Origin of the sequence: Streptomyces sp. NPDC056486, assembly GCF_042795295.1 — a bacterium.
Lineage (GTDB): Bacteria > Actinomycetota > Actinomycetes > Streptomycetales > Streptomycetaceae > Streptomyces.
Genome location: NZ_JBHTSF010000137.1, coordinates 1 through 23,782, shown reverse-complemented (window position 1 = coordinate 23,782; position 23,782 = coordinate 1). Strand labels below are relative to the sequence as shown.

General features: G+C 69.6%; 20 protein-coding genes. 15 read left to right on the top strand and 5 right to left on the bottom strand.

Features of this window, described 5'->3' with window-relative positions; all coding sequences use genetic code 11:
* Positions 1–15: 15 nt before the first annotated feature.
* The 3 genes from ACFQ7F_RS35820 to ACFQ7F_RS35810 form a co-directional block, all read right to left on the bottom strand.
* A complete protein-coding gene (locus ACFQ7F_RS35820) occupies positions 16–873 on the bottom strand; it encodes a hypothetical protein (RefSeq protein ID WP_383280114.1) in 858 nt (285 codons plus the stop codon).
* A 34-nt stretch (positions 874–907) separates the two neighbouring features.
* Positions 908–1,909: a hypothetical protein gene (locus ACFQ7F_RS35815; RefSeq protein WP_383280111.1), complete on the bottom strand. Its 1,002-nt coding sequence runs from the start codon at positions 1,907–1,909 to the stop codon at positions 908–910.
* Positions 1,910–2,028: 119 nt separating this feature from the next.
* Complete coding sequence (locus ACFQ7F_RS35810; RefSeq protein ID WP_383280108.1) at positions 2,029–2,958, bottom strand: hypothetical protein; 930 nt, start codon at positions 2,956–2,958, stop codon at positions 2,029–2,031.
* 138 nt (positions 2,959–3,096) lie between these two features.
* Between ACFQ7F_RS35810 and ACFQ7F_RS35805 the strand changes: the two genes are divergently transcribed.
* Positions 3,097–5,721, top strand: a complete 2,625-nt coding sequence (locus ACFQ7F_RS35805; RefSeq protein ID WP_383280106.1) for a valine--tRNA ligase — start codon at positions 3,097–3,099, stop codon at positions 5,719–5,721.
* A gap of 10 nt (positions 5,722–5,731) precedes the next feature.
* Here the strand turns inward: ACFQ7F_RS35805 and ACFQ7F_RS35800 are convergent, their stop codons facing one another.
* Positions 5,732–6,361 (bottom strand): hypothetical protein, encoded by a 630-nt coding sequence (locus tag ACFQ7F_RS35800; protein ID WP_383280103.1) that lies wholly within the window; start codon positions 6,359–6,361, stop codon positions 5,732–5,734.
* A 135-nt stretch (positions 6,362–6,496) separates the two neighbouring features.
* On the bottom strand, positions 6,497–7,504 hold the full coding sequence (locus tag ACFQ7F_RS35795; protein WP_383280100.1) for a rod shape-determining protein: 1,008 nt from the start codon (positions 7,502–7,504) through the stop codon (positions 6,497–6,499).
* 143 nt (positions 7,505–7,647) lie between these two features.
* Between ACFQ7F_RS35795 and ACFQ7F_RS35790 the strand changes: the two genes are divergently transcribed.
* From ACFQ7F_RS35790 to ACFQ7F_RS35725, 14 genes are all read left to right on the top strand, one after another.
* Complete coding sequence (locus tag ACFQ7F_RS35790; protein ID WP_383280097.1) at positions 7,648–9,174, top strand: bifunctional folylpolyglutamate synthase/dihydrofolate synthase; 1,527 nt, start codon at positions 7,648–7,650, stop codon at positions 9,172–9,174.
* Between the two features lie 5 nt (positions 9,175–9,179).
* Positions 9,180–9,530 (top strand): DUF4233 domain-containing protein, encoded by a 351-nt coding sequence (locus ACFQ7F_RS35785; RefSeq protein ID WP_383280094.1) that lies wholly within the window; start codon positions 9,180–9,182, stop codon positions 9,528–9,530.
* A 136-nt stretch (positions 9,531–9,666) separates the two neighbouring features.
* The gene (gene ndk, locus ACFQ7F_RS35780; protein ID WP_383280092.1) at positions 9,667–10,080 is read left to right on the top strand and encodes a nucleoside-diphosphate kinase; all 414 of its coding nucleotides are present in this window, start codon (positions 9,667–9,669) and stop codon (positions 10,078–10,080) included.
* A 347-nt stretch (positions 10,081–10,427) separates the two neighbouring features.
* The gene (locus tag ACFQ7F_RS35775) at positions 10,428–11,447 is read left to right on the top strand and encodes a rod shape-determining protein (protein ID WP_160505014.1); all 1,020 of its coding nucleotides are present in this window, start codon (positions 10,428–10,430) and stop codon (positions 11,445–11,447) included.
* Between the two features lie 148 nt (positions 11,448–11,595).
* Positions 11,596–12,549, top strand: a complete 954-nt coding sequence (gene mreC / locus ACFQ7F_RS35770; RefSeq protein ID WP_383280090.1) for a rod shape-determining protein MreC — start codon at positions 11,596–11,598, stop codon at positions 12,547–12,549.
* 13 nt (positions 12,550–12,562) lie between these two features.
* Complete coding sequence (gene mreD / locus ACFQ7F_RS35765) at positions 12,563–13,234, top strand: rod shape-determining protein MreD (protein WP_383280088.1); 672 nt, start codon at positions 12,563–12,565, stop codon at positions 13,232–13,234.
* A 97-nt stretch (positions 13,235–13,331) separates the two neighbouring features.
* Positions 13,332–15,506 carry a penicillin-binding protein 2 gene (mrdA, locus tag ACFQ7F_RS35760; protein WP_383280085.1) on the top strand — a complete coding sequence of 725 codons (2,175 nt, stop codon included), beginning with the start codon at positions 13,332–13,334 and terminating at the stop codon, positions 15,504–15,506.
* Entirely contained in the window at positions 15,506–16,708 is a 1,203-nt protein-coding gene (gene rodA, locus ACFQ7F_RS35755) for a rod shape-determining protein RodA (protein ID WP_383280082.1), read from the top strand. The genes mrdA and rodA overlap by 1 nt, the downstream gene beginning before the upstream one ends.
* Positions 16,709–16,757: 49 nt before the next feature.
* Positions 16,758–18,356 carry a CHAD domain-containing protein gene (locus ACFQ7F_RS35750; RefSeq protein ID WP_383280079.1) on the top strand — a complete coding sequence of 533 codons (1,599 nt, stop codon included), beginning with the start codon at positions 16,758–16,760 and terminating at the stop codon, positions 18,354–18,356.
* A 52-nt stretch (positions 18,357–18,408) separates the two neighbouring features.
* The gene (locus tag ACFQ7F_RS35745) at positions 18,409–20,331 is read left to right on the top strand and encodes a TIGR03960 family B12-binding radical SAM protein (RefSeq protein WP_383280076.1); all 1,923 of its coding nucleotides are present in this window, start codon (positions 18,409–18,411) and stop codon (positions 20,329–20,331) included.
* 18 nt (positions 20,332–20,349) lie between these two features.
* Positions 20,350–20,901 carry a GNAT family N-acetyltransferase gene (locus tag ACFQ7F_RS35740; protein WP_383280073.1) on the top strand — a complete coding sequence of 184 codons (552 nt, stop codon included), beginning with the start codon at positions 20,350–20,352 and terminating at the stop codon, positions 20,899–20,901.
* A gap of 36 nt (positions 20,902–20,937) precedes the next feature.
* Entirely contained in the window at positions 20,938–22,395 is a 1,458-nt protein-coding gene (locus ACFQ7F_RS35735) for a hypothetical protein (RefSeq protein WP_383280070.1), read from the top strand.
* A gap of 46 nt (positions 22,396–22,441) precedes the next feature.
* The gene (locus ACFQ7F_RS35730; RefSeq protein WP_383280067.1) at positions 22,442–23,245 is read left to right on the top strand and encodes a TIGR03936 family radical SAM-associated protein; all 804 of its coding nucleotides are present in this window, start codon (positions 22,442–22,444) and stop codon (positions 23,243–23,245) included.
* Positions 23,246–23,481: 236 nt separating this feature from the next.
* Positions 23,482–23,782: hypothetical protein (locus ACFQ7F_RS35725; protein ID WP_383280065.1), on the top strand; the 301-nt coding region annotated here is incomplete at its 3' end.

The window sequence follows — 23,782 nt, the reverse complement described above, 5'->3', positions numbered from 1 at the left end:
GTGTGGGGCTATTTGCTACTTGGCCTCGGTGCGGACGTCGGCGCGGAGTTTGGCGGCCAGGCCCGCGACCGTGTCGAGGGAGATGTCCTTGCCGCCGGCGGTGGCGCCCGCGTCGGAGTGCCCGACGGAGGCGACCGTGCTGTGGTCGCCCCAGATGCACATCGGCATCTGGAAGGTGTTGGGGACACCCTCCTCCTGAGAGGCCTTGTCGGGGCCGATGAGGAGCTCGGCTTTCTGACACTTCAGCACGCCGTTGTCGAAGCCGTCCGGGGTGAACTCCTCGGGGCTGCCGATGAGCCTCGCGCTCCCGGGCTCGGTCCTGGACTTCTTCTTCATCTGAGCGAACATGGCGTCCACGACCTTCTCGGGGTCGTCGATCTCGCCGTACACACCGGAGAAGTTGAGGCTCTTCATGCTCGCGCCCGAACCGGAGTTGTACGCGCCGTGGGCGTCCTTGGGGTTGCTGACGCCCTGCTCTTCCAGGTCCTTCAGATCACTCGACGACATACTGCCACCGGCGGCGCCCGAGTTGTCCTGCTTGTACTCGCCACCAAGGACGGCCGTGGGCACCGTCAGCTTGTACGTCTTGCCGTCGTCGGCGACGGATCCGCCGTCCTTGCCCGCCGTGAACCACCACACGCCGGCGCCGACCGCGGCGATCGCGACGACGGCACCGATGACGATCCCGGCCTTCTTGCCGCCACCGCCGCTCGGCGGGGCCTGCCCGTACGGCCCCTGAGGCTGCTGGGGGTAGCCGTAGCCGGGCTGCGGGGGCGGAGGCTGCTGAGGGGCGCCGTAGGGCCCCTGCTGGCCGTAGGGCCCAGGCTGCTGCGGCGGCTGGCCGCCGTACGGGCCCGGTTGGTGGTAACTCATGACGTTGGTCCCCCTCCAGACGCGTTCGGTCACCTCAGAGCTTGACGCGGACTTCCTTGCGGAACTTGGCCGTCGTCGCCGCTGCCTCGTCGAGGTCGGCGCTCTTGCCGGCCATCGCGTTCGCCACGTCCGAGGTGATCGCTATGCCCAGGGTGCTGTTGTCGCCCCAGATGCAGGTCGCCATCGACATCTCGCTCGGGCCCTGGCTGCTGCCGGCGGTCGACGAGGAACCGAGGTCGAGCTTGGCTTCCTGGCACTTCAGGACCGCGCCGTCGAGCCCGGCGGGGCTGTACGACTTGGGGCTGCCGACCAGCTTCATCTCGCCGCCACCGGCGCCGGTGCCGCCCCCCTCGGCGTTCTTCGCCGCCTCGCCGAACATCGCGTCGACGACCTTTTCGGGGTCCGTGATGTCGCCGTAGACGCCGTTGAACTGCAGCACCTTCTGCGACAGGGGGTTGTCCTCGTCCCCCGCCTGGTACTGGGCCGCGACGTCCTTGGCGTTCTTCACGCCCTGCTCCTCGGCCTTCTTGACGTCGTCGGAGCTCATGCCGCTGTCGCTGCCGGTCTCGGTGTTCTTCTTGTACTCGGTGAGGACCGTCGCCGGAGTGATCAGCTTGTGCGGCCCGTCGTCCTTGATGCCGGAGCCGCCGCCCGCCACGGACGAGGAGCCGCCCTTCTTGCCGCCGTTCTCGTCGTCACCGCCCGCGAGGACGAAGTAGCCACCGACGGCGACCGCGACGACCGCGACCACGGCGGCGATGATGATGCCGGTCTTCTTGCCGCCGCCCTGCGGGGGCGGAGGCGGCGGGACCTGCCCGTAGGGGGCCTGCGGCTGCTGCCCGTACGGAGCCTGCGGCTGGCCGTACGGGGCCTGCTGCTGGGGCGCCTGCGGGGGGTAGCCGTAGCCGGGCTGCGGGGCCTGCGGCGGCTGACCGTAGGGGCCGGGCTGCGGCTGCTGCGGCTGCTGCCCTCCTCCGTAAGGTCCGGGCTGCTGGGGCTGCTGGCCGCCGTACGGGCCGGGCTGGTTGTAGCTCATGAGTGGGTTCCCCCGTGAGTGCGCTTATGTGTAGTCGACATCCTGACGGAAGCAGCCCCGGCCAAAGTGGCCGGGGCTGCTGAGCAAGAGGTGACGCCATCAGGACATCGGACGAGAAATCAGGCCTTGACGCGGACTTCCTTGCGGAGCTTCGTCGCCGTGTCGGCGGCGTCGTCCAGCGAGGCGCTCTTGCCGGTCATGGCGCTGCCCATGTCGACCGGGATCACGATGCCGAGGGTGCTGTGGTCGCCCCAGATGCAGACCGGCATGCTGATCTCCTTGGGTCCTGAGCCGCCGCCCTTGACCTTGGTCTCCTGGCACTTGACGACAGCGCCGTCCGCGTCGAAGTTCTTCGGGCTGCCGACCAGTTTGCCCGTGGACGTGGAGGCGTCCTCCTTCTCGGACTCCGTCTTCATCTTGTCGAACATTCCGTCCACGACCTTGGACGGGTCGTCGATCTCGCCGTAGACGCCCATGAACTTGATCATCTTCTGCGCCAGCGGGTTGCTCTTGTCACCCGCCTGGTACTGGGCGTCCACGGGCTTGCCGTTCTTGACGCCGTCCTTCTCGGCCCTCTCCATGTCGCTGTCGTCGAAGCCGCCGCCGGTGCCGGCCTGCTTCTTGTACTCGGAGAGAACCGTCTCCGGCGTGACGAGCTTGTGCACCCCGTCGTCCGCGACGGAGGCGGAACCGCTGTCCTTGCCCGCCGTGAACCACCAGATGCCGCCGCCGATGGCGACGAGCGCGACGACCGCGCCGATGATGAGGCCGGTCTTCTTGCCGCTGCCGCCACCTGCGGGCGGGGGCGGCGGGACCTGCCCGTAGGGACCCTGCTGCTGGCCGTGGTCGTAGGGACCCGGCTGCTGCGGCTGGCTGTAGCCGCCCTGCTGCGGAGGGACGCCCTGCGGGGGCTGCTGGGGATAGCCGTAGCCGGGCTGGGGTGCCTGCGGCTGCTGGCCGTAGGGGCCAGGCTGGCCCGGCTGCTGCCCGTAAGGACCGGGCTGCTGGGGCTGCTGCCCGCCGTACGGGCCAGGCTGGTTGTAGCTCATTGCGTGAGTTCCCCCGTGAGTGCGTTTATGTGATGCCGACATCCTGACCGACGCCGGAGCCCTGTGGGGCATCGGGCCGCAACCGTTACTCAAGAATCCGGTTTCGGGACGGGTCTGTGACACCTCTAAACTGGGCCCGTGACCGAGAATCCTCAGCAGCAGACTCCAGCGCCCATCACCGAACTGCCGACCCAGTACGCGCCGGCCGAGGTAGAGGGGACGCTGTACGAGCGCTGGGTAGAACGCGGCTACTTCTCCGCCGACGCGGCGAGCGAGAAGCCTCCGTACACCGTTGTCATCCCGCCGCCGAACGTCACGGGATCCCTGCACCTGGGCCACGCCTTCGAGCACACGCTCATCGACGCCCTCACCCGCCGCAAGCGCATGCAGGGCTTCGAGACGCTGTGGCAGCCGGGCATGGACCACGCCGGTATCGCCACACAGAACGTCGTGGAGCGCGAGCTCGCCAAGGAGGGCAAGTCCCGCCACGACCTCGGGCGCGAGGAGTTCATCGAGCGCGTCTGGAAGTGGAAGGGCGAGTCCGGCGGGCAGATCTCCGGCCAGATGCGCCGCCTCGGCGACGGCGTCGACTGGGACCGTGAGCGGTTCACGATGGACGAGGGCCTGTCCCAGTCCGTCCAGACCATCTTCAAGAAGCTCTACGACGACGAGCTGATCTACCGCGCCGAGCGCATCATCAACTGGTGCCCGCGCTGTCTGACCGCGATCTCCGACATCGAGGTCGAGTACCAGGACGACGACGGCGAGCTCGTCTCCCTGAAGTACGGCGACGGGGACGAGACCCTCGTCGTCGCCACCACCCGCGCCGAGACGATGCTGGGTGACACCGCCATCGCCGTCCACCCGGACGACGAGCGGTACAAGCACCTCGTCGGCAAGCTGATCAAGCTGCCGCTGACCGACCGCTCGATCCCGGTCGTCGCGGACGAGCACGTCGACCCCGAGTTCGGCACGGGCTGCGTCAAGGTGACCCCGGCGCACGACCCGAACGACTTCGAGATCGGCCAGCGCCACGACCTGCCGAACATCGCGGTCATGGACGAGCACGCCGTGATCACCGTTCCCGGCCCCTTCCAGGGCCTCGACCGGCTCGAAGCCCGCAGCGCCATCGTCGGCGCCCTGCGCGCCGAGGGCCGCATCGTCGCCGAGAAGCGCCCGTACACGCACTCCGTCGGCCACTGCTCACGCTGCAAGACGACCATCGAGCCGCGCCTGTCGATGCAGTGGTGGGTCAAGGTCGGCCCGCTCGCGAAGGCCGCCGGTGACGCGGTCCGCGACGGCAAGGTCGCGATCCACCCGCAGGACATGGAGAAGCGCTACTTCGACTGGGTCGACAACCTCCACGACTGGTGCATCTCGCGCCAGCTCTGGTGGGGCCACCGGATTCCGGTCTGGTACGGGCCGAACGGCGAGGTCGTCTGCGTCGGACCCGACGACGAGGTGCCCACCGGTGAGGGCTGGACCCAGGACTCGGACGTCCTGGACACCTGGTTCTCCTCCGGTCTGTGGCCGTTCTCCACGCTCGGCTGGCCCGAGCAGACCGACAGCCTGGCGAAGTTCTATCCGAACTCCGTCCTGGTCACCGGCTACGACATCCTCTTCTTCTGGGTCGCCCGGATGATGATGTTCGGCCTGTACGCGATGGACGGCACCCCGCCGTTCCACACGATCGTGCTGCACGGCATGGTCCGCGACCAGTTCGGCAAGAAGATGTCGAAGTCCTTCGGCAACGCGGTCAACCCGCTCGACTGGATGGACAAGTACGGCTCGGACGCCGTCCGCTTCACCCTTGCCCGTGGCGCCAACCCCGGCGTCGACGTGCCGATCGGCGAGGACTGGGTCCAGGGCTCGCGGAACTTCGCCAACAAGATCTGGAACGCCACGCGCTTCGCGCTGATGAACGGCGCCACGATCGAGGGCGAACTCCCTCCCGTGGAGCAGCAGTCGGCGACGGACCGCTGGATCCTGTCCCGTCTCAACGCGACGGTCGCCGAGGTCGACGCGTTCTACGACGACTACCAATTCGCCAAGCTGTCGGACACCCTCTTCCACTTCGCGTGGGACGAGGTCTTCGACTGGTACGTCGAGCTGTCCAAGACCACGTTCATGGGCGGCGGCGACGCGGCGAAGGTCTCCGGCCGCGTCCTGGGCGAAGTCCTCGACGTGACGCTGCGTCTCCTGCACCCGATCGTCCCGTTCGTCACGGAGACGCTCTGGACGACGCTCACCGGCCGCGAGTCCCTCGTGATCGCCGAGTGGCCGAAGGACAGTGGCTTCCGTGACAGCGGGGCCGAGCAGGAGATCGAGACCCTCCAGCAGGTCATCACCGAGGTCCGCCGCTTCCGCGCCGACCAGGGGCTCCAGCCGGGCCAGAAGGTCCCGGCCCGGCTCACCCTGGACGGCACGGCGCTGGCCCCGCACGAGGCGGCGATCCGCCAGCTCCTGCGCCTCCAGCCGGAGGGTGATGGCTTCGCTGCCACCGCCACGCTGCCGGTCTCGGGCGCCACGGTCGCGCTCGACCTGTCCGGCACGATCGACGTCGCGGCGGAGCGCAAGCGCCTCGCCAAGGACCTCGCGGCGGCCGAGAAGGAGAAGGCGCAGGCGACGGCGAAGCTCGGCAACGAAGCGTTCCTGGCGAAGGCGCCGGACAACGTGGTCGACAAGATCCGTGGCCGCCTCACCAAGGCGGACGCCGACATCAGCAGGCTGCAGGCCCAGCTGGACGGCCTGCCGCAGGCCTAGTCACGCCGCATCACGCGATGGGGACAGGGCTCATGGGACCGCACGGTTCCATGAGCCCTGTCCCGTTTCTGTCGATGCGCAGCCCGAGGCGCACAAGCTCCACCTCGGCGAGTGCGTCGATGATGTCGGGGTCGCCGCCGCGCCAGCCCTCGGCGAGGCTGCCCGCGGTGGCGTCGGGGAGTTCGTACGCCATCCGCGCGACCTCGTCCAGAGGACGCAGCAGGGCGCGCAGGGCGAGCAGTTCGCGGCCGTCGTCGCTCGCGGCGAGCTCATGGGCGGCGGCAGCCTGCCGGATCCAGCGCAGGCGGCGGGGGAGCCAGCTGCTGAGCACGAGGCCGACGGGTACGAGGAAGACGACGACGGCGCCCACGATCACCGCAGCGCGGACGGTCACCGGGTCCCCGGCTCCTGCGACGTCCGCGGCGGCCCGCAGCGCGGAGTCGACGCGATCGCCGACCAGGGGCAGGCGGGAGGGATCGCCGAGGGACGGGGCGTGGGTTTCCGGCGCGGGGCGGGTGAGCAGACAGGCCAGCCGGTAGGCGACGAAGGCCGCGGCGGTCCACAGCGCGGTCCAGAGCAGGACCGCGCCGTCGCCGAGCAGCTGGCGGGTCCGTCGGCCGGGGTTCTGGGCATACCACATGGTCTGATTTGAACCCCGGAGGCAACTTTTCGAGGCCCGCCACGCCGCTGCCCACGCCTCACCCAACAAAGGTCATACATACGATAATTCGGGCAGGATGGCCCGCCCCGAACTCCCGCCCAGCCGGCCGCAGGCCTACGCCGCCGACATCACCCGCTCCAGCGCGTCGAAGTCCTCCACGCACTTTCCACAGCCCATCGCCACGCTGTCCAGCGGGTCGTCGGCCACGAACACCGGGATGCCCGTGGCCGATGCCATACGCAGGTCGAGGGCGGGGAGCAGTGCTCCGCCGCCCGTCAGGACGATGCCGTGTTCCATGACGTCGCCCGACAGCTCGGGCGGGCACTCCTCCAGCGTCGTCCGCACCGCGGCGATGATCGCCTCCACCGGCTCGTCGAGCGCCGCCCGCACCTCGGGCACCGTCAGCTCCACCGTCTTCGGGAGGCCGCGCACCTTTTCCCGCCCCCGCACGGTGAACGTCCGCGACTCCAGCGCCTCGTCCCCGGGCACCGGCCACGCCGAGCCGATCGCGACCTTGATGTCCTCCGCCGTCCGCTCGCCGATGAGCAGCCCGTGCTCCTTGCGCACGAAGTTGGTGATCGCCTCGTCCAGACGGTCGCCGCCCACCCGCAGCGACTGCGACGTGACGATCCCGCCCAGGGAGATGACGGCGACCTCGGACGTCCCGCCCCCGATGTCGACCACCATCGACCCCCGCGGCTCCGCCACCGGAAGCCCCGCCCCGATCGCCGCGGCCATCGGCTCCTCCACCAGGTGCACGGCACGGGCGCCCGCCCGCTGCGCCGCGTGCACGATGGCCCGGCGCTCGACCGGCGTGACGCCGCTCGGCACGCACACCACCATCCGCGTACGGGGACGACGCCCCGGCACCGCCTTGCGCACGAAGTGCCTGATCATCTCCTCGGCGGCTTCGTAGTCGCTGATCACGCCGCCCCTCAGCGGGCGGATCGCGGTGATGGACCCCGGCGTACGGCCGATCGTCTCCTTGGCCTCCGTACCGACGGCGAGGGCTGTGCGTGCCCCCTCCTTGACGGCGACCACGGACGGTTCGTTGAGCACGATGCCCTGCCCGCGCACGTAGAGAAGGGTGTTCGCTGTACCGAGGTCGATGCCTATGTCCATGATCACCAAGTTTGCCCGGCGATTGACCGGATCGGCGGGACCAAGGTCCCGAATCGACCGGGACCAAAGTCCCGACACGGCCCGGACAGGGCGGTGGCAGGTCCCGGCGGCGGCTGTCAGACCCCGTCCGTAGACTGGCGTGTGTGAGTGACCTCCCCCCGCCTGACAGCGAGCACCCCGACCGCGACGACAACGCCGACCGTTTTGACGAGATCGTCGAAGCCGAGACCGACCGCGACCCCGACCTCGCCGTGATCGAGGCGGGCAGCCGCACCCTGCGCACCCAGGCGGGCCCGCCCGAGGCGGACATCCCGTCCCGCCCCACCGACCCGGAGATCGACAAGGCGCTCCGCGAGGTCGAGACAGAGCTCGCGGGCCGCTGGGGAGAGACGAAGCTTGAGCCCTCCGTCAGCCGGATCGCCGCGCTGATGGACGTCCTGGGCGAGCCCCAGCGCGCGTACCCCTCGATCCACATCACCGGCACGAACGGCAAGACGTCCACGGCCCGCATGATCGAGGCCCTGCTCAGCGCCTTCGAGCTGCGCACCGGTCGTTACACGTCGCCGCACGTCCAGTCGATCACCGAGCGCATCAGCCTGGACGGCGCCCCCATCGAGGCCGAGCGCTTCGTGGAGACGTACAACGACATCAAGCCTTATGTCGACATGGTCGACTCCCAGCAGGAGTACAGGCTCTCCTTCTTCGAGGTGCTCACGGGCATGGCGTACGCGGCCTTCGCGGACGCCCCCGTGGACGTCGCCGTCGTCGAGGTCGGCATGGGCGGCAGCTGGGACGCGACGAACGTGATCGACGGCTCGGTGGCCGTCGTCACGCCCATCGACCTGGACCACACCGACCGCCTCGGCAGCACGCCGGGCGAGATCGCCGGCGAGAAGGCCGGCATCGTCAAGCCGGACGCGACGGTGATCCTCGCCCAGCAGCCGGTGGACGCGGCGCAGGTGCTCCTGAAGAAGGCCGTCGAGGTCGACGCGACGGTGGCCCGCGAGGGCCTGGAGTTCGGCATCGTCTCCCGCACGGTGGCCGTCGGCGGCCAGCTCCTGACCCTGCGCGGTCTCGGCGGGGAGTATGAGGAGATCTTCCTGCCGCTGCACGGCGCCTATCAGGCGCACAACGCCGTCGTCGCGCTCGCCGCGGTGGAGGCATTCTTCGGTATCGGCTCGCAGCACGCGCGCCCGCTCGACATCGAGGCCATCCGCAAGGCCTTCGCCTCGGTCTCGTCGCCGGGCCGCCTCGAAGTCGTGCGCACCTCGCCGACCGTCGTCCTGGACGCCGCGCACAATCCGGCGGGCGCCCGCGCCACCGCCGAGGCGATCAGCGAGGTCTTCGACTTCAGCAACCTGATCGGCGTGGTCGCCGCGAGCGAGGGCAAGGACATGAAGGGGCTGCTCGAAGCCTTCGAGCCGATCTTCGCCGAAGTCGTCATCACGCAGAACTCCAGCCATCGCGCGATGGACGCGGACACGCTGGCCGGGCTCGCCGTCGAGGTCTTCGGCGACGAACGCGTCCAGGTCGAGCCGCGCCTGCCGGACGCCCTGGAGGCCGCGATCACCCTCGCCGAGGAAGAGGGCGAGTACGCGGGCGGTGGCGTCCTGGTCACCGGCTCCGTCATCACCGTCGGCGAGGCCCGACTGCTCCTGGGGAGGGGCTGACTCCTGTGCGTACGCTCTGTGCTTCGACGCTGATCGGCGAGTTCTTCGTCATCGGCTTCGCCGGTCTGGTCGCCATGAAGGACCCGGACCTGTCGATGGGCACGGTCTGGACGGTCTGCGGCATCGCGATGCTGTTCAGCGTCCTGCTGTGCGGAATGATCACGCGGCCCGGCGGGGTGCAGCTGGGCTGGGCGCTGCAGATCGCGCTCATCGTGAGCGGGTTCATCGTGCCGATCATGTTCTTCATGGGGGCGCTTTTCGCCGTGCTGTGGTGGGCATCGCTGCACTTCGGTCAGCAGATCGACGAGGCGAAGGCAAGGTTCGCGGCGCAGGCCGAGGCGGAGGCCGGGGCCTGACCGGCTCGCCCGTGCCGCCCGGCCCGCCGTGCCGGGCGGGGCGGGCTCCCCGGGGCCGGAGGTAACGCGGTGTAGTGGGTGCCGGTATTCTGCCGGGCAACCCACACGCTCGTAGAAAAAATGCTTGGAGCCGCACATGACCCAGCGCACTCTCGTCCTGCTCAAGCCCGACACCGTCCGTCGTGGCCTGATCGGCGAGATCATCGGCCGCATCGAGCGCAAGGCGGGCTGGACGATCTCCGCGCTCGAACTGCGCTCGCTCGACCAGGAGACGCTGGAGCAGCACTACGGCGAGCACAAGGGCAAGCCCTTCTATGAGCCGCTGGTCGACTTCATGGCCTCCGGCCCGGTCGTCGCGCTCGTCGTCGAGGGCGAGCGCGTCATCGAGGGCGTGCGTGCCCTCGCGGGTCCGACCGATCCGATCGCCGCGGCGCCCGGCTCCATCAGGGGCGACTTCGGCACCATCGTCCGGGAGAACCTGATCCACGCGTCGGACTCCGAGGAGTCCGCCGAGCGCGAGCTGAAGATCTTCTTCCCGGGCGCCGTCTGACGGGTGCCGTTCGCCGGTCGGACGCAAGTATCTGACAGGCGCACGTAAAGAGTTTCGTAAAGACTTCTGACGCCTAGTCAGCAGGGCACCGCCCTGACCAGGGGTGGCCGAGAAAACCGGCCGCCCCTTGGCATATGCGGCCCAATTGGGGGAACCCGTGCCTCCGATGGCACGTCTCCAAGAGCGAGGCGGCGCATCATCTGCTGACAATGGCGAAGACCCTAGCGCCGTGTTCGTGCAGGCGAGACTACGATGTAAGCCTCCACGCCACACAGCACCCACCTCGCCTACCTAAAAAGCCATCAGAAGCTCCAGGGAAGGCCAGACGCATCCTCATGGGGAACAACATGTCGTTCATCGGCCGTGACATGGCTGTCGACCTCGGGACCGCCAACACGCTGGTGTACGTCAGGGGTCGGGGGATCGTTCTCAACGAACCGTCCGTCGTCGCGATCAACACCAACACCGGTGGCATCCTCGCTGTCGGCGCCGAAGCCAAGAAGATGATCGGTCGCACGCCGGGCAACATCGTTGCCGTGCGACCGCTGAAGGACGGCGTCATCGCCGACTTCGAGATCACCGAGCGGATGCTCCGCTACTTCATCCTGAAGATCCACAAGCGCCGCTACCTCGCCCGCCCGCGCGTCGTCGTCTGTGTGCCCTCCGGCATCACGGGAGTCGAGCGCCGCGCCGTCATCGAGGCCTCCTCGCAGGCCGGCGCGCGCCAGGTGCACATCATCGAGGAGCCCATGGCCGCGGCCATCGGTTCCGGCCTGCCGGTCCACGAGGCCACGGGCAACATGGTGGTCGACATCGGCGGCGGCACCACCGAGGTCGCCGTCATCTCGCTCGGCGGAATCGTCACGGCACAGTCGATCCGTGTCGCGGGCGACGAGCTGGACAACGCGATCATCCAGCACATCAAGAAGGAGTACTCCCTCCTCCTCGGTGAGCGCACGGCCGAGCAGATCAAGATCACCATCGGTTCGGCGTACGACATGGACGCCGACGAGCACACCGAGATCCGCGGCAGGGACCTGGTCTCCGGTCTTCCCAAGACCGTCGTCATCTCCGCGGCCGAGGTGCGCAAGGCCATCGAGGAGCCGGTCAACGCGATCGTCGACGCGGTCAAGACCACCCTCGACAAGTGCCCGCCGGAGCTTTCCGGTGACGTGATGGACCGCGGCATCGTTCTCACCGGAGGCGGCGCCCTGCTGCGTGGCCTCGACGAGCGTCTGCGTCGCGAGACGGGCATGCCGATCCACATCGCCGAGGACCCGCTGGACAGCGTGGCGCTCGGCTCCGGCAAGTGCGTCGAGGAGTTCGAGGCGCTCCAGCAGGTCCTTGACGCGTCGCCGCGCCGCTGAGGGTGGCGCGAACCCGCTGAACGGGTGTCCGCCGTACGAGTGCCTGTCACCTCGTGCGGCGGATCGTTGATATAGAGGCCCATAGAGGGCACGCACAGTTGCTCAGAATTCCAAAGATTTCCAACTGAGGAAGGCACGGCCGCCGCACGTGAGGGACACACGAGAGAGCCGGCTGCTCCTGGTGCTGCTGATCGCCATCGCGTTCGCTTTGATCACGGTGGACATCCGCGGTGGCGAGGACTCGCCGGTCGACGGTGCCCGCCAGGCCGCCGCCACGGTCTTCGGCCCGGTCGAGGACGGAGTGTCGTCCGCCGTCGACCCGATCGGCAACGCGGTCGGCGCGGTACGGGACTCCGGCGACCGGCATGACCGGATCGCCGAACTCACGCGGCAGAACGCCGCGTTGAAGGCGAAGCTCGGCAGCGACGACCGCAACCGCAGCAGGGTCAGACAGCTCGACAGCATGCTCAAGAGCGCAGGCGCAGGGCAGTACGGCATCAAGGGCGCCGAGGTCATCGGCATAGGAGCGGCCCAGGGCTTCTCCTGGACCGTGACCATCGACGCGGGCGCCAACGACGGACTCAAGCGCGACATGACCGTCCTGAACGGCGACGGCCTGGTCGGCCGCGTCACCACGGTCGGCCCGAGCACCGCGACGGTCCTGCTCGCCAACGACCCGGACTTCACCGTCGGCACCCGCATGGAGAAGACCGACGAGCTCGGCTTCGCCACCGGACAGGGCGACCGCCCGCTCTCGGTGCAGATGCTCAACGGCAAGGCCAAGGTCAAGAAGGGCGACCGCCTGGTCACCTTCGGCTCGCAGGCCGACAAGCCGTTCGTGCCCGGTGTGCCGGTCGGCCAGGTCGTCCGGGTCGACCCGTCGGGCGGTGACCTGACGCGCAACATCTACATCAAGCCGTACGTCGGCTTCACCAAGCTGGACATCGTCGGTGTCGTCGTCGAAGCGCCCCGCGAGGACCCGCGCGACACGGTCCTGCCGAAGAAGCCCGCCAAGCCGAAGCCGACCCCGACGGTGACCGTGACGGCCACGCCGTCAGGACAGGCCCAGGACGACGGCGCCGACAACGGCAACGAGCAGTAGGAGTCCCGGACCCATGCGCTTCAACCGAATCCTGCTCTCCATCACCCTGGTGGTCGTCGCCCTGGTCATCCAGGTCAGCGTCCTGGCCCGGCTGCAACTGCCGGGCGCGGTCCCGGACCTCGTGCTGCTCACGGTGCTCGGCCTCGCCCTGGTCTACGGCCATGTGGGCGGCGCCCTCATCGGCTTCGGCGCCGGACTGCTCGCCGACCTGGCCCCGCCCGCCGATCACGCGGCCGGGCGGTACGCCCTGGTGCTCTGCGTCGTCGGCTACCTCGCGGGCCTGGCCAAGCCCGAGACCGGCCGGCTCAGGTCGGCCACCGGGCCGCTCGTCGTGGTCGTCGGCGCCGCCATCGGATCGACCCTCCTTTACGCGGGTGTGGGCGCCCTCGTCGGGGACACCGCCGCCCGCCACGTGGGCCTGGGCGGGCTCCTCTTCACGGCCGCCCTGTACGACCTGCTCCTCGCGCCGTTCACCGTGCCGCTGATCATCGCGCTCGCCCGGAGAGCCGAGAACGATCCGCTGGGGGAGACCTCTCCCGCGAGCAAGGCCGCGGACGTCTCATCCGGCTGGCTCTCATCGGGCACCGGCCTGCGCATCGGCAACCAGCGCGGCGGCCTGCGGATGAAGGCGGCCAAGGCCCGCGTCGCGCGCGCCGGACGCATCAAGGGGGTCAAGCGCCTGTGACCGAAGGGCAGTTGGCCCCGTACCCGACCGGCCGCGCACACAGGTCGGTCGTGTACACGTACTACTCGTACACACACTGAGAGGGGGAGGAACAGCAGTGACCAACATCCCCGAGACCGGACGGACCCCAAGAGTCCAGATCCGCCTCATCGTCATCCAGATCCTTGTGCTCTCCCTCCTCCTCACCCTCGGCGGCCGGCTCTGGTACCTCCAGATCCGCAACGGCGAGGAGTACGCAGAGGAAGCCTCCGGCAACCACGTCCAGCAGGTCGTCGACCCCGCCGTACGCGGCTCGATCCTCGATGCCCGCGGCGTCCCGATCGCCGACAACGAGACCCGCCTCGTCGTCTCCGCGTCCCGCACCGAGCTGATGAAGATGAAGGACGACGGCAAGTCGGCCCTCGCCAAGCTCGCCGACGTCCTCGGCATGACGGCCAAGGAAGTCGGCGACAAGGTCCGCCTCTGCGACTCCAAGACCCCGCAGCCCTGCTGGAACGGCTCGCCCTACCAGCCGATCCCGATCACGGACGAGGCCTCGCCCAAACAGGCCCTCCAGATCCGCGAGCGCGCAGAGGACTTCCCCGGCATCACCGCGGAGCCCACCGCCGTGCGCCGCTATGCCGCGCCCGGCAAGTCCAACACCGCCCAGGTGCTCGGCTACCTCTCGCCCGTCACCGACGACGAGATCAAGAAGGCCGAGCACACCGAATCGCCGTTCCTCCGCTCCGACCAGGTCGGGCGCTCCGGCCTCGAGCGGACGTACGACGCGCAGCTGCGCGGCAAGGCGGGCGTCACCCGCTACGAGGTCGACAACCTCGGCCGCGTCATCGGCAAGGCCAAGGACGACCCGGCCGAGCCCGGCGCGAACGTCGTCACCAGCATCGACGCGCGCGTGCAGGCCCTGTCCGAGTACTGGCTGAACGACGCGATGAAGAAGGCCCGCCAGGAGTTCGACAAGAACACCAACGAGAACTACAAGGCCGACGCGGGCGCCGTCGTCGTCATGGAGAACAAGACCGGACGCATCGTCTCCATGGCGTCCAACCCGACCTACGACCCGAACGCCTGGGTCGGCGGCATCTCCGGCAAGGACTACGCGCAGCTCACCGGCAAGAAGTCCAACTACCCGCTCCTGAACCGCGCCATCCAGGGCCAGGCGGCCCCCGGCTCGATCTTCAAGGTCGTCCCGACGGCCGCGGCGGTCAACGCGGGCTACGACTTCAACGGCAGCTACCCCTGCCCCAGCTCGTACTCCATCGGCGGCCAGACCTTCAAGAACTTCGAGTCCAAGGGCCACGGCAGCATCAGCCTCGGCCAGGCCCTCGAAGTCTCCTGCGACACCGTCTTCTACAAGCTGTCGCACGACCAGTGGTCCAAGGACGGCGGCAACAAGCCGAAGAAGGATGCCAAGGACTGGTTCTACAAGACCGCACACCAGTTCGGCCTCGGCAAGGAGACCGGCATCGACCTGCCGAACGAGGTCACAGGCCGCGTCCCGGACCGCCAGTGGAAGAAGGACTTCTGGAAGGCCAACAAGGACGGCTGGTGCAAGCAGGGCAAGAAGGGCGGCGACTACGTCCAGCAGATCGCGTACGAGAACTGCCTCGAAGGCATGAAGATGCGCGCCGGTGACTCCGTCAACTACTCCATCGGACAGGGCGACACCCTCGTCACGCCGATACAGATGGCGACGATCTACTCCGCGATCGCCAACGGCGGCACCCTCCACGACCCCACGGTCGGCAAGGCGATCATCAGCGCCGACGGCAAGCAGACGCAGGAGATCAAGCCGAAGTCGCACGGCAAGCTGCCCATGACCCAGAAGACCCGGAACGACATAGACGGTGCCCTCGCCGACGTCGCCACCAAGGGAACGGCCGCCTGGCGGTTCGGCGGCTGGCCGCAGGACAAGATCCCGATGCACGCCAAGACGGGTACGGCCGAGGTCCACGGCAAGCAGACCACCTCGTGGTTCGCGACGTACACCAAGGACTACTCGATCGTGATGACGATCGCCCAGGGTGGTACGGGTTCCGGTGCCTCAGGCCCCGCCGTCCGCAAGATCTACGACGGCATCTACGGCCTGGACGACAGCGGCAAGCAGAACCTCAAGAAGGCCCTGCTGCCCCAGCCGCAGAAGAACCTGCCGAAGATCGAGACCGACGGTTCGATCGACTCGCCGAAGCTCAAGCCGTACAAGCCGGAGGCCCCCAAGCCGCCGCAGGAGCAGCAGGAACTGGCGGGCGCGCCGGCGAACGGGAGGCGCGACTAGTGGCCGGTAACAATGGCTTCTCCGTCTCCGGATACGGGCCCGAGCGCTCGTCGATGACGTCCCGCGTGCTCGCCCGCGACTCGCTGGTGCGCAGGCTCGACTGGCCGATACTGCTCTGTGCGATCGCGCTCTCCGCGATCGGCTCCGCGCTCGTCTACTCGGCGACGCGCAACCGCACCGAGCTGGTCGGCGACGACCCGTACGCCTTCCTGTTCAAGCACGTCCTGAACACCGGCATCGGCATCGCCCTGATGGCGGGCACGATCTGGCTCGGCCACCGGACACTGCGGACGGCCGTGCCGATCCTCTACGGCATCTCCGTCTTCCTCGTCCTGCTCGTCCTCACCCCGCTCGGCGCGACGATCAACGGCGCGCACGCGTGGATCGTGATCGGCGGCGGCTTCTCGCTGCAGCCCTCCGAGTTCGTGAAGATCACGATCATCCTGGGCATGGCGATGCTGCTCGCGGCACGGGTGGACGCGGGCGACCGGGACCACCCCGACCACCGCACGGTCCTGCAGGCCCTCGGCCTTGCCGCCGTACCGATAATGATCGTGCTCCTCATGCCCGACCTCGGGTCGGTCATGGTGATGGCGATGATCGTGCTCGGCGTGCTTCTCGCATCGGGCGCCTCCAACCGCTGGGTCTTCGGACTCCTCGGCACGGGCGCGGCAGGGGCGATCGCCGTCTGGCAGCTCGGCGTCCTCGACGACTACCAGATCGCCCGCTTCGCGGCCTTCGCCAACCCCGCGCTCGACCCGGCGGGCGTCGGCTACAACACCAACCAGGCACGCATCGCGATCGGCTCCGGCGGTCTTTCGGGCACCGGCCTCTTCAAGGGCTCGCAGACCACGGGCCAGTTCGTGCCCGAGCAGCAGACCGACTTCGTCTTCACCGTCGCGGGCGAGGAACTCGGCTTCGTGGGCGCGGGCCTCATCCTGGTCCTGCTCGGCGTCCTGCTCTGGCGGGCCTGCCGCATCGCCCGCGAGACGACCGAGCTGTACGGCACGATCGTCGCCGCCGGGATCATCGCCTGGTTCGCCTTCCAGGCGTTCGAGAACATCGGCATGACGCTCGGCATCATGCCGGTGGCGGGTCTGCCACTGCCCTTTGTCTCGTACGGAGGATCATCGATGTTCGCCGTCTGGGTGGCCGTGGGCCTGCTTCAGTCCATCAAGGTGCAGCGGCCGATGTCGGCGTAGGCCTGTTGCAGGTCTGCCCTTGGCCTGCGATCGCGTCTAGATTCGGTTCATGGCGGAGACGAAGCGCGAGATCGAGCGGAAGTACGACGTCGGGGCGGACGCGACGCTGCCCGACCTGACCGGGGTGGCCGGGGTCGCGGATGTCGTCCACAAAGGCGTCGTCGAGCTGGACGCCACCTACTGGGACACTCCCGATCAGCGGCTCGCCGCCTCTTCCGTCACATTGCGCCACCGCACCGGCGGCGCAGACGCGGGCTGGCACCTCAAGCTGCCGGTGGCGCTCGCGGAAGGGGTGCGGGACGAGATCCACGCGCCCCTTTCGCAGGACGTGCCGCGCTCGCTGCTCGGCCTCGTGCGTTCACGCGTCCGCGATGCCGAACTGATCCCTGTCGTCCGCCTGTTGTCCGCCAGGGAGCTGTGCCACCTCGTCGACGCCCAGGGTGACCTCCTGGCCGAGGTCAGCATCGACGGAGTGCGGGCCGAGCGGCTCACCGGGGGCGGCGCCACCGCAGGGTGGTCCGAGGTCGAGGTGGAACTGGCGGACGACGGCGACCCCGCGCTGCTCGACAAGGTCGAGAAGAAGCTGAAGAAGGCGGGCGTACGGCGGTCCGCGTCGTCCTCGAAGCTGAGCCGCGCGCTCGCGGAGACGGCGCCGAAGGAACAGCTGCCGGGGGAGACGGGCAAGACCGTCAAGAGCAGCAAGAAGGCGGGCAAGAGCGAGGCCGTGGCGGAGGCCGTCAAGGAAGCCGTCGGCGACAGCCCCGGTACCGCGGGCGACCACGTACTCGCCTACCTCCGCACCCAGCACGACGCGCTCGTGGCCCTGGACCCCGACGTCCGCCGCGACCTGCCGGACTCCGTGCACCAGATGCGGGTCGCCACGCGGCGGATGCGCAGCGCGTTCCGCTCCTTCCGCAAGATCGTGGACCGCACCGCCACCGACCCGATCGGCGACGAGCTGAAGTGGCTCGCGGGCGAGCTCGGCGTCGACCGTGACCAGGAGGTCCTGACCGAGCGGCTCACGGCGCGCATCACCGCCGTACCGAGGACCCTGCTCCTTGGCCCCGTGCGCGGACGGCTGCGCATCTGGAGCGTCGCCCGCCGCAGCGGATCCCGGCGCAGGACCGTCGCCGTACTCGACGGGAAGCGGTACCTGGCGCTCCTGGAGTCCGTCGACGCCCTGCTCGCCGACCCCCCGCTCCTTCCGGCCGCCGCCGCACCCGTGACCAAGGCGCTCCCCAAGGCCGTCCTCAAGGACTACCGACGCCTCGCGCCCCGCGTCGAGCACGCCCTGGCGCTGCCCCCGGGCGAGAAGCGGGACGTGGCCATGCACGAGGCCCGCAAGGCCGCCAAGCGCGCCCGGTACGCGGGCGAGGCGGCGACGCCCGCGCTCGGCAAGCCCGCCAAGCGGTTCGCCAAGCAGATGAAGGCCGTCCAGGGAGTGCTCGGCGACCACCAGGACAGCGTCGTCGCCCGAGACGCGCTGCGGACCCTGGCGATACAGGCCCACCTTGCGGGCGAGACCGCCTTCACCTGGGGGCTCCTGTACGGCCAGGAGGAGGCGGCCGGGGCGGACAGGGAGCGGGAGCTGCCTCAGGTGTGGGCCAAGGCGTCCAAGGGGAAACTGCGGGCGGATCTGGGCGGCTGACTGCCGGGGTACGCTGGATGGTCACCCCTGCCAGCTCATGAGAGACGCCGAGATGCCTGTCGAGTCCGTCTTCCCACGCCTGGAAGCGCTTCTTCCGCACGTCCAGAAGCCCATCCAATATGTCGGCGGAGAGCTCAACTCCACCGTCAAGGAATGGGATTCCTGCGACGTCCGCTGGGCGCTGATGTACCCCGACGCGTACGAGGTCGGGCTGCCCAATCAGGGCGTCATGATCCTCTACGAGGTACTGAACGAGCGCGAGGGCGTCCTCGCCGAGCGCACGTACAGCGTCTGGCCGGACCTCGAAGAGCTGATGCGGGAGCACAAGGTCCCGCAGTTCACCGTGGACAGCCACCGCCCCGTCGGCGCCTTCGACGTGTTCGGGCTCAGCTTCTCCACCGAGCTCGGCTACACGAACATGCTCACGGCCCTGGACCTCGCGGGCATCCCGCTGGAGTCCAAGGACCGCACGATCGACGACCCGATCGTCCTCGCCGGAGGCCACGCGGCCTTCAACCCCGAGCCGGTCGCCCAGTTCATCGACTGCGCGGTCATCGGCGACGGCGAGCAGGCCGTGCTCGACATGACGGCGATCATCCGTGCGTGGAAGGCCGAGGGCCGCCCCGGCGGCCGCGAGGAGGTTCTGTTCCGCCTCGCGAGGACCGGCAGCGTGTACGTCCCCGGGTTCTACGACGTCGAGTACCTCCCGGACGGGCGCATCGGCCGCGTCGTACCGAACAAGTCCGGTGTCCCGTGGCGCGTGTCCAAGCACACCGTCATGGACCTGGACGAGTGGCCCTACCCGAAGCAGCCCCTCGTGCCGCTCGCGGAGACCGTCCACGAGCGCATGTCCGTGGAGATCTTCCGCGGCTGCACCCGCGGCTGCCGCTTCTGCCAGGCCGGCATGATCACGCGCCCCGTGCGGGAGCGAAGCATCACCGGCATCGGCGACATGGTGGAGAAGGGCCTCAAGGCGACCGGCTTCGAAGAGGTCGGCCTGCTCTCCCTGTCCTCCGCGGACCACTCGGAGATCGGGGACGTCGCCAAGGGCCTCGCGGACCGGTACGAGGAAGACAAGATCGGCCTCTCCCTGCCCTCGACCCGCGTCGACGCCTTCAACATCGACCTCGCGAACGAGCTGACGAGGAACGGCCGCCGCTCGGGTCTGACGTTCGCCCCCGAGGGCGGCAGCGAGCGGATGCGGAAGGTCATCAACAAGATGGTCTCCGAAGAGGACCTGATCCGCACGGTCGCGACCGCGTACGGCAACGGCTGGCGCCAGGTCAAGCTGTACTTCATGGTCGGCCTGCCCACCGAGACCGACGAGGACGTCCTGCAGATCGCGGACATGGCGGCGAACGTCATCGCCAAGGGCCGCGAGGTCGCGGGCAACGACATCCGCTGCACCGTCTCCATCGGCGGCTTCGTGCCCAAGCCGCACACGCCCTTCCAGTGGGCCCCGCAGCTGTCGGCCGCGGAGACGGACTCCCGTCTCACGAAGCTGCGCGACAAGATCCGCGGCGACAAGAAGTACGGCCGCTCGATCGGCTTCCGCTACCACGACGGCAAGCCCGGCATCGTCGAGGGCCTGCTCTCGCGCGGTGACCGTCGCATCGGTTCCGTCATCCGCGCCGTGTACGAGGACGGCGGCCGCTTCGACGGCTGGCGCGAGCACTTCAGCTACGACCGCTGGATGGCCTGCGCCGAGAAGACGCTGCCCGACTTCGGTGTGGACGTCGACTGGTACACGACGCGTGAGCGCACGTACGAGGAAGTCCTGCCCTGGGACCACCTGGACTCCGGTCTCGACAAGGACTGGCTCTGGGACGACTGGCAGGACTCGCTCGACGAGACCGAGGTCGAGGACTGCCGCTGGACCCCGTGCTTCGACTGCGGCGTCTGCCCGCAGATGCAGACCGAGATCCAGATCGGCCCGACCGGCAAGAAGCTCCTTCCGCTGTCGGTAGTGAAGTAAGTGGAGCGGCCGGGGCCTGTGGACGGGGCCGGTGTTCCTCAACTCGCCCCGCCCTCCGGCCTCGTGCATCTCTCCTTCATCGCCGCGATGGAGGAGTTCCGTGCCGAGGGGCGCGGCGGCGATGACGACGACACGACGCTCGGCCGCACCCTGCGCGACTACGGCGACAAGTGGCACGACCCGGTGGTCTTCGAGCGCTATGTGGCCGAGGTCCGCGCCGCCGTGCACCCCGCCGAGCCGTTCGCCGTCCCCGTGACGACCCTCTGGTACGCGGACGGCGGCGACTACTTCGGCCGCCTGGCCATCCGGCACAACGTCAACACGCGCTTCCTGCGCGAGTACGGCGGCCACATCGGCTACGACATACGCCCCACAGCCCGCCGCCGCGGCCACGCCACGGCGATGCTGATCGACAGCCTGCCGTACGCCCGCGAACTTGGCCTCACATCGGTTCTGGTCACCTGCGACACCGACAACACCGGTTCGCGCAAGGTGATCGAGGCCGCGGGCGGCGCCTTCGAGGACGAACGCGGCGGAAAGCTGCGTTACTGGATCCCGACCGCCGCCTGACGAACCAGCAGCCTCCACCGAAGCGTCTAGGACGGCATGGACCTGGAAAAGCGGCCTTCGCTGCACAAGCGTGAGCCGGAGCAGCCGCTCGCCGCACCACGACCGCATCCACAACCACAACCACAACCGCAGCCGCAGGCCGAGGGCTGTCTCGCCGTCGCGATCCGCATCCCGGTGCGGATCGTGGTGCTCGTGCTCGTCGTGCCGGTCCGCCTGGCGTGGGACGCGCTCGCCGTGTGCGGCCGCTTTCTGTACTTCAGGGCGCTGCGGCCCGTGGGGCGCGCGTTCGCCTGGCTGGGCCGGACGCTGATCGTGACGCCGCTGGAGTGGCTGAACGAGTACGTCCTCACACCGGTCGCGCTCGGCACCACCATCGCCACGATGTGGCTGCTCAAGGCGGTCTTCGTGTGGCCGTGGGTGGGTCTTTGGCGGTATGTGGTCGTGCCCGTCGGCAAGGGGCTCGCCTGGCTGGGGCGGGTGTTGGTCGTGGTGCCCGCCGTGTGGCTGTACGCGTCGGTCCTCACGCCGGTCGGGCACGCGATCGTCTGGCTGTGCAAGGGAGTCGGGCACGGCATCGCGTGGCTGGGGCGGACGCTCGTCGTGATCCCGGCCGTCTGGTTGTACGCGTCCGTGCTCACGCCGGTCGGGCACGCGGTCAGCTGGCTCGCGCGGGGCGTCGCGGCAGGGGCGGCGGTGGCCGGGCGCGGCATCGGTGTCGGTCTGGTGTGGCTGCTCAAGGCTGTGTTCGTGTGGCCGTGGGTCGGCCTTTGGCGCTACGTGGTCGTGCCCGTCGGCAAGGGGCTCGCCTGGCTGGGGCGCGTGCTCGTCGTCATCCCCGCCGCCTGGCTGTACGCGTCGGTCCTCACGCCGGTCGGGCACGCGATCGCCTGGCTGGCCAAGGGAATTGGCGCGGGCATCGCGTGGACGGCGTGGGGGATCGGGGCCGGGGCCGGCTGGTTGCTCCGGGGGATCGGGACGGTGCTCGGCGCCCTGGGCCGCTGGATCTTCGTCGTACCCGCCGTCGCCCTGTGGCGCTGGGTCCTCGCCCCGATCGGGCGGGGCATCGCGGTCGTCGCACGCGAGATCGTCGACGCGCTCGGACACGCCTGGCGGATCGCCGGGTATGTCTCGCTGGCCGTGGGCCGCTTCCTCGGCAGGCTCCTGCGGTGGCTCTTCGTCGACCCGGTGCGCTGGGTGTACCGCTCGGTCCTCGCCCCCGTCGGGCACGCCCTGCGCGACGGGGTCTGGCGCCCTGCCGCACAAGCGGTCAAGGACGCGGGCCGCGCCACCCGGCAGGCACTCGCCGCCGCCCGCCAGAGCGTGCGGGACGCCCGTGCCGACGTGCGGCGCATGCTGTTCGGGGCGCCGAAGGAACCGGTCCCGGTGGGGGCGGTCCCGGCGGAGCCCGCGCCGGTGCCCGTGGCCCGGCGGGAACCTGACACGCCCGGGGCACGTACTCTAGGTAGCAGTACGACCGCACTCACGAAGGACTAGAACACTGGGCAAGCGACAGCCCGAAGGCCCGCCGCCCGCTCCCGCGGTGCAGCGCATCCGACTGCGCTACACCAAGCGCGGCCGCCTCCGGTTCACCAGCCACCGTGACTTCCAGCGCGCCTTCGAGCGGGCGCTGCGCCGCGCCGATGTGCCCATGGCGTACTCGGCGGGATTCACTCCGCACCCGAAGGTGTCGTACGCCAATGCCGCACCCACCGGCACGGGCAGTGAGGCCGAGTACCTGGAGATCGCGCTCACCGCAGCGCGTGACCCCGACAAGCTGCGCGAGCTGCTCGACGAGTCGATGCCGAACGGGCTCGACATCGTGGACGCCGTCGAGTCCCGTACGTCGGGGCTCGCCGACCGGCTCACCGGGTCCGTCTGGGAGCTGCGCCTGAACGGCGTGGAGCCCGCGGACGCGGAGCGTGCCGCCGAGGCCTTCCGGGCCGCGGAGAGCGTCGAGGTGCAGCGCCGCGCGAAGAACGGCATGCGGACCTTCGATGCCCGCGCGGCCGTCGTGAGTCTTGAGGCAATCGCCTCTGACGAGGCGCTCAGCCACGACGCTGATAGGCCGACCGACCAGCCCTGTGCGATACTGCGGCTGGTTGTTCGGCACGTGACACCTGCCGTACGACCCGACGACGTCTTGTCCGGTCTCAGAGCTGTAGCTGACCTGGCGCCGCCGGTTGCCGCAGCGGTGACCAGGCTGGCGCAGGGGCTTCTTGACGACGAGACCGGCACGGTGACCGACCCGCTCGCACCCGACCGCGAGGCAGCCACGGCCCCACTTGAGAACCAAGGGGTCGCCGCAGCCGCCGCGAAGGTGCCGGCGACGGAAGGTCCCGCGTAGGGACGAATGTCGAAGCGCCGCCCTTGTACTCGGGAGCCACCTGGGTCGGGCAGCGCACTGACCGAGACTTTCGCCAGGCCGTCCGCATTTGGGCGTACGGAACCGGTGAGACAGACACATAGAGCTCCCGTGCGGCGCCCACGCCCCCGGATGGCGGCCCCGCGTAGGTGAGCGAGGGCCGCGGACATCACCGGACCAGGCGCGGCGCCCGGGAGCGTGACGGGAGAACCGCCCGCATGCTTGAGCCGATCGAACCCCCTGAGGGCTCGGACAACAACACACCCAGCGACACCCTGCCGCCGCGCCGCAGGCGCCGTGCGGCGTCGCGGCCCGCGGGGCCGCCCGTGGGTGGCACCGAGGGCGCCGGGGGCACAGCTCCGGCCATACCGGCCACCCCCGTCGCCGAGCCCGCCAAGGCCGCCGCTCCGGAGCCGGAACCGGCCGAGGAAGCCGCTCCTGCCCCGCGTCGCCGCCGGGCCACCCGGCGCGCTTCGGCTCCCGCCGGTGCGCCGCAGGGTGCCGAGACGCCCGCCGAAG